This is a genomic window from Clostridium sp. (genome assembly GCF_051654825.1).
GTDB lineage: Bacteria > Bacillota > Clostridia > Clostridiales > Clostridiaceae > Clostridium.
This window is the reverse complement of the sequence record NZ_JBOFYU010000188.1, coordinates 1-11,927: the sequence shown is the minus strand read 5'-3', so window position 1 is coordinate 11,927 and position 11,927 is coordinate 1. Positions and strand designations below refer to the sequence as shown.

General features: G+C 30.6%; 11 protein-coding genes. 1 reads left to right on the top strand and 10 read right to left on the bottom strand.

The annotated features are described in order from the left end of the window. Nucleotides 1-100: 100 nt before the first annotated feature. The 10 genes from ACRDBA_RS10985 to ACRDBA_RS10940 form a co-directional block, all read right to left on the bottom strand. Entirely contained in the window at nt 101-1,879 is a 1,779-nt protein-coding gene (locus ACRDBA_RS10985) for a V-type ATP synthase subunit A (protein ID WP_438572958.1), read from the bottom strand. Between the two features lie 18 nt (nt 1,880-1,897). Beyond that, nucleotides 1,898-2,209: a V-type ATP synthase subunit F gene (locus tag ACRDBA_RS10980; protein ID WP_438572957.1), complete on the bottom strand. Its 312-nt coding sequence runs from the start codon at nt 2,207-2,209 to the stop codon at nt 1,898-1,900. Continuing rightward, nucleotides 2,202-3,203: a V-type ATP synthase subunit C gene (locus ACRDBA_RS10975; protein WP_438572956.1), complete on the bottom strand. Its 1,002-nt coding sequence runs from the start codon at nt 3,201-3,203 to the stop codon at nt 2,202-2,204. The genes ACRDBA_RS10980 and ACRDBA_RS10975 overlap by 8 nt, the downstream gene beginning before the upstream one ends. A gap of 12 nt (nt 3,204-3,215) precedes the next feature. Further along, on the bottom strand, nt 3,216-3,806 hold the full coding sequence (locus ACRDBA_RS10970) for a V-type ATP synthase subunit E (protein ID WP_438572955.1): 591 nt from the start codon (nt 3,804-3,806) through the stop codon (nt 3,216-3,218). 18 nt (nt 3,807-3,824) lie between these two features. Further along, entirely contained in the window at nt 3,825-4,307 is a 483-nt protein-coding gene (locus tag ACRDBA_RS10965) for a V-type ATP synthase subunit K (RefSeq protein WP_438572954.1), read from the bottom strand. A gap of 22 nt (nt 4,308-4,329) precedes the next feature. Further along, the gene (locus tag ACRDBA_RS10960) at nt 4,330-6,282 is read right to left on the bottom strand and encodes a V-type ATP synthase subunit I (RefSeq protein WP_438572953.1); all 1,953 of its coding nucleotides are present in this window, start codon (nt 6,280-6,282) and stop codon (nt 4,330-4,332) included. Then, nucleotides 6,269-6,595, bottom strand: coding sequence for an ATPase (locus tag ACRDBA_RS10955; protein ID WP_438572952.1), 327 nt, complete (start codon nt 6,593-6,595; stop codon nt 6,269-6,271). The genes ACRDBA_RS10960 and ACRDBA_RS10955 overlap by 14 nt, the downstream gene beginning before the upstream one ends. Nucleotides 6,596-6,831: 236 nt before the next feature. Continuing rightward, entirely contained in the window at nt 6,832-8,502 is a 1,671-nt protein-coding gene (locus tag ACRDBA_RS10950; protein WP_438572951.1) for a B12-binding domain-containing radical SAM protein, read from the bottom strand. A 15-nt stretch (nt 8,503-8,517) separates the two neighbouring features. Continuing rightward, nucleotides 8,518-9,012, bottom strand: a complete 495-nt coding sequence (locus tag ACRDBA_RS10945; protein ID WP_438572950.1) for a hypothetical protein — start codon at nt 9,010-9,012, stop codon at nt 8,518-8,520. Between the two features lie 121 nt (nt 9,013-9,133). After that, complete coding sequence (locus ACRDBA_RS10940; protein WP_438572949.1) at nt 9,134-10,417, bottom strand: hypothetical protein; 1,284 nt, start codon at nt 10,415-10,417, stop codon at nt 9,134-9,136. Nucleotides 10,418-10,701: 284 nt separating this feature from the next. On the opposite strand from ACRDBA_RS10940, the gene spoVB reads away from it, so the two are divergent. Continuing rightward, a partial coding sequence (gene spoVB, locus ACRDBA_RS10935) for a stage V sporulation protein B (protein ID WP_438572948.1) occupies nt 10,702-11,927 on the top strand: 1,226 nt, incomplete at its 3' end.

Below are 11,927 nucleotides of genomic sequence, written 5' to 3'. Positions count from 1 at the left end.
AGTTTGTATTTCTACTTCAACTAGTTCGTCGTATTTAACGCCTTCAACACCTTCAACTACCATTAAAGGCCCAACAACTTCTGTAACCGTTCTGTATTCCTTAAGCATTTTGAACCCCTCCTTCGTTGATTAATGTATTAATTGTAGATACTAATTCAGCATGTATATCATCCATTTTAGCTATATCAGCTTCTGGAATGTACTTACTTCTAGCTATCTTATCTCTTAATTCATCTAATTTTAATATCTTGTTTAAGTAAACTCCAGCTTCTAAAGCTCTTTCAGCTTCAGTTTGGAATGAAAGTATTAACTTAAGCATTCTATATTGCTTTGCAAGTGATGCATAAGTATCAATTTCATGGAATGCATTTTGTTGAAGATAATCTTCTCTTATTGACTTAGCAACTTCAAGCTTTAATCTATCTTTTTCTGATAATGCATCTATACCAACTAAGCTAACTATTTCTTGAAGACCTGATTCTTCTTGAAGTATAGCCATAGCTCTTTGTCTTAATGCTGACCAATCAGCTGCAACTTCTTCATTCATCCATGTATCAATAGTTTCGTCATATAATGAATATGAGTTTAACCAGTTAATTGATGGGAAATGTCTCTTATATGCAAGTTGTGCATCTAGTCCCCAGAATACTTTAACTATTCTAAGTGTTGCCTGTGATACTGGTTCTGAAATATCTCCTCCTGGAGGTGATACCGCACCGATAGCAGTTACAGCACCTTCTCTACCATCTTTACCTAAACAAACAACTTTACCAGCTCTTTCATAGTAATCAGCAAGTCTTGAACCTAGGTATGCTGGATATCCTTCATCCCCTGGCATTTCTTCAAGTCTACCTGACATTTCTCTTAATGCTTCTGCCCATCTTGATGTTGAGTCAGCCATGATTGAAACTGAGTATCCCATATCTCTGAAGTATTCAGCTATTGTGATACCTGTGTATATACAAGCTTCTCTAGCTGCAACTGGCATATTTGAAGTATTAGCTATAAGAACTGTTCTCTTCATTAAACTTTCGCCAGTCTTTGGATCGATAAGTTCTGGGAACTCATTAAGAACGTCTGTCATTTCGTTTCCACGCTCTCCACATCCAACATAAACAACTATTTCACTGTCTCCCCATTTAGCTATAGCATGCTGAACAACTGTTTTACCAGCTCCGAATGGTCCTGGTACTGCAGCAGCTCCACCTTTAGCAACTGGGAAGAATGTATCGATAACTCTTTGACCTGTAGTCATAGGAGCTTCTGGTTTCATTTTTCTTGCAAAAGGTCTACCTTTTCTTGCAGGCCATTTTTGCATTAACATTAAATCTCTTGGTCCATTTTCAGTTTCAACAACACAAACTGTTTCAACAACTGTAAAATCACCTGATTTAATTTCTTTAACAGTTCCCTTAACTCCGTAAGGTACCATTATTCTGTGAAGAACAACTGCAGTTTCTTGAACTGTTCCTATTACGTCACCAGCTTCAACTACATCTCCAACTTTAACTGTTGGTGTAAACTCCCACTTCTTTTCTCTGTTTAATGATTTAACCGCTACACCCTTCTTTAAGAATGGTGAGTTTGCAGCTTTTTCAATAGCATCTAGTGGTCTTTGGATACCATCAAACATTGACTCTATAAGTCCTGGTCCTAATTCTATACTTAATGGTTCTCCTGTTGTAACAACTGGATCCCCAGGCCCTATTCCTGTAGTTTCTTCGTAAACTTGGATAGAAGCCTTATCATTTCTCATTTCGATGATTTCACCGATAAGACCACTTTGACCAACTTTAACCATATCGTATATATTTGCTTCTTCCATTCCTTCAGCAACAACTAAAGGACCTGCAACCTTAATTATCTTTCCGGTCTTCAACTTACTAACCTACCTTCCCTATAAAATATTAACGCCAACGGCTTTTTCCATACTATCACTAATTCTCTTAAGTCCAATGTTTAATGAACCTTGGTTACTTGGAATTAATATTACAGCAGGAAGCATTTGCTCATTATAACGCGCAATAGTTTCTTCTATTTCTTGTGCTGCTTGTTCTGTTATGAATATTACTGCATAATCATTCATTGCCATTTTATCAACAGCTTTTCTTGCTTCATCTGCATCTACTACTGGAAAAACATCTATTCCTAATGCTTTAAAAGCTAAAACTGAATCCTTGTCTCCAACAACTCCTATTTTCTTATACATAAATATCACGCAGCCTTTCTCTTATTACTTCCTCAGCAATATTATTAAGCTTGCCAACCATTATAATTCTTATTATCTTGATTTCTGTTTCCTTTGCGTAAATATAAGCTAATATTCTTTCTGGACCAAAGGTAACAAGTTTTGAATCCTTCATAAGTTTCATAATATAATTATCACTTAACTTCTCTAAAAGATTTACTGAACCTGTTTCTATGTATGATTCAATTCCTTCTTTTATTATGTTTGAATAACTTGAGAAGCTTAACTTTGTCATTATGTTCTCTGGTGTTTCATTTATTAATGCTACAAGTTTAGATTTTGAAATTGAACCGCCATCAATTAAGACTTCTTGTGCAAATTCTTTTTCTTTTCCTTGCTTTTTAATTCTTACCAAAGTTCTAACGTTAGTTAAATCTATTAATCCATTAACTATCTTATCTGTAAATCCATAATTTAAAGATTTCTTTATAGCTGATAATTCATTAAACATGTATCTATCAATTACTATATCAATCTTTTGTGGATCTTTTGTAGCTTCAAATTCTACAAGCGCGGCTTCTATAGCCTTTTGCATTGGTGCTTTTAATCCTCTATAATTATCAGCTGCAATTTTACGCTTTAATTCATCTAAATTATCTCTACCTAAATCTATTAGCATGTAAGAGAAATCTTTATTTAAAAGCTTTCCTTTAAGCATACCCTTTAAATTATGATATTGATATTTAATGCTCATTAAATCTACAATCTCTTTAACAGGGCAAAGCTCATAAACTAATTTATATACTCTTTTAAGTTCTGCACTTAAAATTTCTTCATAGTCTTCTGCTCTTTTAACATTTGACATAACATTTGAATATTCAGTTTCACTTAACATTCTTATTATGTCATTTGCTGAATCTGCCTCTATCATTCTCTCTATTTTAGCTTTATCAAGAAGTCTGGTTTCTAATACCCAGATTCTTGATAGTGCTTGGGTAAATTGCATTGTATTCATCAGTTACCCCCCTTAATTAAATAATACTCTAGCTACTTCAAACTCCAATTCATCTCTTAATGAACTTACTAAAGCTTCATAAGTATTATTGATTTCAATACCATTCTTCTCTAAGATGAACCCACCTTTGAAGTTTCCAGTATTAGGGCTTAAATGTATATTACCTTTATCCCCTAACTCTTGGTTTAATTCATATATAAAAGCAATATCAACTAACTCTAGACCTTCTGCATTTAAAATTAGATTTTGATCTCCAATTTCACCTAAAGAAAGTATTGAATTTTTAACAAAGCCTAATAATTCATCTTTTGAAAGTGCTGTTAGTTTTTCTATACTAGCATCAAAGACACTTTGTATAACTTCTTGCTTCACTGTTAATTTGTTATTTCTAACCTTTAATGAAGCTGCTGAAAGTATTCTTTCTTTTCTAGTTTTAGCTTCTGATTCTGCTTTAGCTACTATTTCCGCTTGCTCTTCTTTAGCTACATTAACTCTTCTTGAAAGAATTTTATTTTTTTCTTCTTCAGCTGAAGCTAATATATTTTCCTTTCTTTCTTCCGCATCTTTAAGGATTTTGGAAGTTATATTACTTATATTTGACATATGTTATCTCTCCAATCCTTAAATTTTACCTAATAACATAATTGAAATAACGAATCCTAATAATGCATATGTTTCAACCATTACTGCTAACATGATTGCTGATATTTGTTTTTCTGGAGTCTTAGCTATGATTTGCATACCTGCAGCTGAAACTCTACCTTGAGCAACCCCTGACCATAAACCTGAAATAGCTATTGGTAAACATGCAAATAATATGAATAATCCATTTTCAAATGTTAAACCTTCAGTGATTTTACCTAATGCTATAATACCTATAACGAAACCGTAAAGACCTTGTGTAGCTGGTAATAATTCAAGAATTAACGCCTTTATGAACTTATCTGGCTCTTCTGCAACTAATCCAGTAGCTGCTTCCCCAGCAACTCCAACACCTTTTGATGAACCTATACCTGACATACCTACTGCTAATGCTATACCTAAAGCAGCAAATACAAATCCTCCGTTATTTTCGATAAAAAACTTTATCCAACTCATTTCCATAATAAAATCCTCCTAAATTGTACTATTTTTTAATGTTAATATATTTTTCTGTAGCTTTGAAAGGCATAAATTGTCTTCCTCCACCTTCATAGAACTTTCCAAAGTATTCAATGTATTGTAGTCTTGCTGTATGAACATAAGCTCCAAGCAGTCCTAATCCTAAATTGAATAAGTGTGCAAGTAAGAATAATAAAGGAACAACTATAATAGCTGACCATCCTGGTATCATGCTTATTATCATATTGATTGCAGCTGCAATAGATCCACCTGCTAATCCTAATGCCATAAGTCTTGTATATGATACAAGGTCACTTACATAGTTTGTTATTCCATATAATGAATATAAACCTTGACCAATCTTTGCACCATTTGATTTTTCTTCTCTACCACCTGCATAAACGATTAATATAGCTCCTATTACCATACCAACTATACCTACCATTTTAAGTGGTGAAGCTGTATCACCTAAGCTAGCATATCCAAATATACCTATTGATACTAGGGCAATAACCCATGAACCAACATCTAGGAAAGCATCCTTTCCTCTTCCTGTCTTAATAAGCATAACTGCTTTAATAACAAGACCTGTAAATATTTGAATTACCCCAAACACTAGTGATAATATCATAATTGTATTTATATCTCTTTCTGTGTCTATAATAGTAAATGGTAATTTAATTATTCCACCAAAGAAAGAATTATATATTATTCCAAAGAATATTGTAGGAATACTTAAATAGAATCCGAACTTAACCATCTTCTTCTTTTCATCATCAAGCTTAAATAATTTTAAAGCTAATAATGTTGTAAGTGCCATAAGTAGTCCATATCCAATATCAGCAACCATCATACCAAAGAATATTAAGTAGAATGGTGTAAGTAATGGTGTTGGGTCTATTTCATCATATTTTGGATAAGCAAACATTGCTGTTACTGATTCAAAACTTGAAGCAAGAGCACCATTTCTAAGCTTTATTGGCACATTCATAACTTCATCTTCTTTAACTTCTTCAAATTCTACGTAATAATCTTCTCCTAGAACATCCTTACATACTGAAGTTAATTTTTCATTGCTTTCTACAGGAGTCCATCCTTGTATTGCAACTACTGATGATATGTTTAAGAAGTTTTTAACTGATTTTTTTCTTAGCATTTCATTTGAGAAACATTCAAATACAAGCTTTAATGTATTTTCATATTCTTCATAAGCTGCTAATTCTTCTTTTACAAAGAAGATCTTTGATTTTAATTCTTCTATTTCAGATTTAAAATCAGTAACTAATTTCATTGGAGCATCTTTATGTTCCGTTTTGAAAGAACTAAATCCAAAACCTCTTAATAACTCTGAAACTTCGTCTTCCTTTTCCTTATGAACTACAACTAATAAATTAATATCATTAGCAGTTCTTGAAACTATTTCAACGAATCCATCTGTAAGAGTTGATAACAGTTCTTCTTCATATTGTTTAGAAATACTTCCTAAGAAAAATGAAATTGTCTTTAATTCCTTTAATGATTCGAAAGGTGCATCTAAAGCTTCCCATGGAGTTAATAAATCTATTTCTCCATTTAACTTTGTGATTTGCCCTTCAAGTCCAGTAATTTCTTTTTCCTTTTCCTTAAGTAAGCTAACTACTTCTTCCCAATTTGAAGTAAGTGCACTCGTTTCTAATTCCTCAATGCTTAAAGCTTTCTTTTCTTCCTTAAGCTCTTGTATCATTGATTTTTTTGGAGTGTACTTTTGTAGAAAGTCAAGAGCGGATTTAGTCTTTGATAAATTTTCTTCACACTTTACATAGTCTGAATCTAAGTCATCTTTTGAAAGACCTTGTAACACTTCATACTTTTCAAGCATTTCTTCATCTTGTAAGTTTATAAACTCAACCTCTGCGATACCTTGAAGCTTACGAAGTAATTCTTTCTTTTTAGATTCGAAAGTAAGTAAAGTGAATTTGTTCATCTTAACTATTGCCATGAATCTTCACTATCCTCTCAACGACTAAATTAATAGCATTATCTTTCTTTTCGCTAGGCATATTTTTAATGCCTTCAACTTCTTTTTCACCTTTTGCTAAGATTGGTTCTGCTTCCTTATTCCCTTGTATAGTCGCATCTTCCATTAGCTTAGCTTTAGTAGCTCTTGCTTCAGATAAGATTTTGTTGTACTCTTCTTCTGCTTGAAGTTTTGCGTTACTAACAATTTCTTTTGCCTTAGCATTTGCATTTAAAACTAATTCTTCAGCCTTAGCTTCAGCTTTTTTGATTTCACTAATTGCTTCTAATGCCAAAATATCACCACCTTTTTGACCAACTTTAATGTAGTATATATACAGTATTAAAGTATAATACTTAATACAGTATGTATTCAGCACTTTATATAGTATTGAATACTTTTTACTATTTTCCATTATACACTGTTCTAGTTATTTTTCAACAATTTAATTTTAAACTATTAGTAAACAAAGTATTTTTTTTATCAATGTAAAGGTTTTATTTTACTTTTCCTCTATTTTAGATAAATTTTCTAAAAAATTTCTTTAGTTATATCTATTACTTCACCTCCATTGCCAAATAAGTAGTAACTATTTTCTTTTTTCACTATATCTTTATTCACAAATTCGCTTATATTTATACGGAACTCTTCCACATGATAATTTTTAAAGGAGTAATGGGATCTAAGCTTATCTTTTATTTCTCCTTCTAATTCCTTAGTTAAAGTTCTTTCTAAAAATGCTGGCATTCCTCTTCTCTTATTAAAGTTTAAATAGTCATACTTAATTAAGTCTACTAAAATAGAGTTATCTCTTTTTAATATTTCCATATTGAAATCTAAAAATACTTTATAATACTCACTGTTTCCGATATTTCTATCAAAATATCCTTTTGAGTCAAAGAAATCACCTAATTTTAAGAAGAAATCAAATGGAGTTTCAAATTCCTTAACTAAATATTTTATTATGTTATTAAACTTTTGAGAATTATAATACTTATCTACCATTTCCTCAACTTTTTTAAGAACTAAAAGCTCATCATAGCTTATATCATTAGTCTTAAGTATTTCATATGGTGGATAAGGTGAATAAACCATTCCATACTCCTTAGCCTCTTCTCTCATTGAAGACCCTCTAAGTAGCTTTAAAAATCCTAATTGGATTTCCTCTGGCTCAATGCTATAAACATCATTAAATGACTTTTTAAATGATATGTAATCTTCCCCTGGAAGTCCTGCAATTAAATCTAAATGCTGCTTTATGTTTTTAATTTGAAGAAGCTCTTCTACCTTTTCCTTTATATCACTAAAATTAACAAAACGGTTAATACGAGTTAAAACATCATCATTAGTAGTTTGAACTCCTACTTCAAATTGGAATCTATCCTTTGGAGCATTTCTTAATAACTCAAGTTCCTTATCTTTTAATATATCTGCTGATATTTCAAAGTGGAATTGAGTATCTGTTTCCCTGCTAATTAAAAACTCCCATATTGCCATTGCAAACTTATGGTTACAGTTAAATGTTCTATCTACAAATTTAACTAACCTAACCTTTTTATCTACAAAAAATTGAAGTTCCTTTTTAACTCTTTCAATCTCTAAGAATCTTACTCCATGAGTAGTTGATGATAAACAATATTTACAGTTAAAAGGACATCCTCTTGATCCTTCATAGTAAACTATCTTGTTATCTAAATTTTCATCTTCTTCATAAGGGAATACTATTTCATTCATATTCATCAATGGTCTTTTTCCATTTGCTATTATTTCACCATCTTCTTTAAAATATAAACCTCTTATATCTCTTATTTCCATATTTCCAAGCTTATATTCTATAAATTCTCTATATGTCTTTTCCCCTTCACCTTCAATTATGTACTCACCATTTAATTCCTTTAATATGTTTTGGCTATCATAAGATACTTCTGGCCCTCCATAAAGTATTTCTATACTACTATCTACTCTCTTTATAAGCTCTGATAGCCTCTTTACCATTTCTATGTTCCAAATGTAGGTTGAAAAGGCTACTACATTTGGTTTTTCTTTTATAATTTCTTCTAGCACCTTTTCATCCCTATCATTAATAGAAAACTCCCTGATTTTACATGTGTAATCCATGTCCTTTGTAAATGCACTTAAATATCTAACAGCTAAATTGCTATGAACAAATTTAGAGTTTATAGCTGTAAGTAAAACTTTCATAATTTAATCTTCCTTTCACACTTTTCTAGCTTTGATAAAATGAATATCTTCCCAAAGTTTAGTTTCTTCTATTTTGTAGGATTTTTCAAGTATTATTTTATTTTCTTCTATATCACATTTAGAAATGGGATTTAAATTCTTAAATTCAAACTCTCTAATATTACCTGATGGTAGTAGTGCTCTTATTTTATTACTTATAACAGAACCAACATCTTTATTTATATCCCAAATACATATTTCTCCTCCAACCTTTAAGTATTTGGTTACTTCATCAATAAGTGCTTCTCTTCCATTTGTATTCCAAATCTTACTTAAATGAAAAAATATTGTGCAGGTATCATATTCCTCTTCTTTTAATAAATACCTAGTTTCTGTTCCTACATAATCTACTGAAAGCTCTTCTACAACTTCTTTTGATAAGTTATAAATTACACCAAAGCTTTCACCTATATCAAGAACATCACCATTTAGCTTAACATCTGATAAATTAAGTATTATAGTCTTTCCCATTTCATTTTCTCCTCCCACTGTAAATAGTATACATTATTATATTACCATTTTTTTGAAATTATTAATATCTTTATAAATAAAATAGATTGCTAAAATTTTCTTTAGCAATCTATTTATTAATTTAATTTACTTTCTTTTTACTTTTAAATTTAAATAATATTATTATAAATAATACTACTATAAATGCTATTGAGAAAACCCAAAATATCTTTGGAAGATTAAATATGCTTCCTGAATCACTTGATTGCAGTATATAAAGACATCCTACACTACTATCTAAAATAAAGAAGCTATCGTTATGAAACTTTATTTTTTCTACATAGCTTCCATTTCCTAGCTCAACTAATGGCTTAAGAATACGAGCATCATTTAAGGCATATAAAACCCCTTCTTTATTATCGCTAAATACTATAGTGTCTCTTTCAAATAATGCTCCTTCTTTATCTATAGCAAAACCATTTAACGCTGAAACATCACTATGCTGATAATATGGCTTTTCTGGTGTTTTATCCGGATGATTTTGAATTAAAAATTCTATTTTCTTTCCATCTGTAAATCTTGGTGAAGTTATAGGGTCTCCACCACTATAATCTGGCCACCCATACCAGGTTTCCTCATTAATAGTGTATATATAATCCTTATCATCCATTATAGGTCTTGGACCTCTATTTTCCATACCACCTATAATTCCCTTTATTCGTCCTTCGCTATCAATATCCCAACCTTTTATATTTCTAATTCCATCAGCATATAACTTAATTGCCTTATTATCTAAGCCATAAGTTATTACAGATGCATTTCCTATTTCCTTTCCCTTAACCTTTTCTGAAGGCTCTGTTGTAACTGCATAAGGTGAAAATATTCCTGTTGGATTTTCTCCAAAATTCTTTCCAGTTAATGTCCATGTGGTAGTTGGTACATCTTCCTTTTTACCCTTTTCTTCTACTATACCTGCATTAGTATTACTTCCTATTGATACAAAAAGCTTATTATCCTTATATAAAAGGCTTACATCTTTATTTTCACCTAGGTTTGGTATATTAGTAATTAAATCTACACTTTCATTAGTTTTTAAATTATATTCTATTACCCTATTATCTGTAGCTATAAAAAGCTTATCATCATGCCATATAATATCTAAAATATTAAAAGCACTTTCTCTTATAATTACTTCATCTTTTCCATCACTATTTACAATCCTTATAGTATCATTAAATGCTATGTATAAATTTCCCTCATCATCAAAATCAAAACTTCTAGCATCATCACATCCCTTTACTATTATGGACCAATCTATATTTTGATATGCTACATCTAAGTTATACTTATTAGTTAATTTAAAAATCCCAAAAGCAAAACTTACTATAAGTATAGATAAAACTAAAAATTTTAAAAACCGTTTCATATGTTTCCCTCCTTTTCTCCTTATGATTAATTTATATTTTAACTTCAATAAAATAATTCCTATAAATTAAATTTTGCTCTTTATTTCATAAGTATATTTAACTTTTATTTTTAAGTTACAGCTATATATTAAAAATAAGCTAGATTTAAAATATGTACTTATATTAGATAAACTTAATAATATTTCTAAAGTATGGCTAGTTAAAATCATATACTTTGCTTTTAATATCATATTTAACTTCTTTACTGAATAAATATAAATGTAATTTAAAGGAGTGAAGAGCTTTGGGAAAAGATAACTTTGTAAAAAATTCATTTTTACTTACAGCCTCAAATATTACTACAGGAGTACTAGGATTTATATTTTCAATTTATCTTTCTAACCTTATCGGTCCTGAAGGAATGGGGCTCTATGGACTGGTAATGCCAGTATATAATCTATTTATATGTTTAATGACTGCAGGTATAGTTGCTGCTATTTCTCAAGTTTCAGCTGTATATACCTCTAAAGGAGAACATAACAACGTTACTAAAACCATGAGAACAGTTGCAATATTCAATATAGTTTGGGCTGTTTTAGTAGGTATTGTTGTATTTTTATTAGCTCCTTACATTAGTAAATATGGAGTTAATGATGTTAGAACTGTAAATGCAATAAGGGTTACCTGCCCTGCCATGGTTTTAATAGCTTTATCTAATATACTTAAGGGTTATTTTTATGGTGTTTCTAAAATAAAGATGCCTGCTTTTATAGATATATTAGAAAAAGCTATGAGAATTATAATTATTGCACTTCTAATTTTTATGTTTAATGCTACTTCTATTACTGCTTTAGTTACCTTAGCTTATGTATCATTAGCTGTTGGAGAACTACAAAGCTTATTATTACTTTTTGTTTACTTTAAATATGTTTCTAAAAAAACACCTGTTAGCTATAACAAGCCTGAAAGAACTTCGCAGTTATTGTTTAATGTTTTAATAATTGCACTTCCACTTTGCTTAAATGGGTTTTTAGGAAATTTATTTTCTACTGCATCAACTTTAGTAATTCCAAGAAGGCTAATGGCTGCTGGTTTTGAATATTCAGTTGCACTAGGTATGATAGGTAAATTTACTGGAATGGCTCTCGCCATAGTAAGCTTTCCAGCCATTGTTATAACATCTATAAATTCGCTTATTATTCCTGATCTTTCACAAATGATAAGTAAGGGTGATTATTATAATGCTTCAGTAAGAATTAGAAAAGTAATGAAAATAGCCTTTTTACTTGGCTTAGCTACTGCTATTATTTGTAATATAATACCTAACTCCCTTGGAGAAATGTTTTTCAAACGAGATGACTTAGGGGGATATATAAGAATAGCATCATTATGTGCTCCACTTTTCTTCCCAGCTGGAACTATGTTTGGAATACTTAATGGATTAAATAGACAAGGTATAATCTTAAGAAACTCTCTTATAGTAGCTTCTGTAGAGCTTGTATGCTTATTTATATTTACTGGAATACCAAG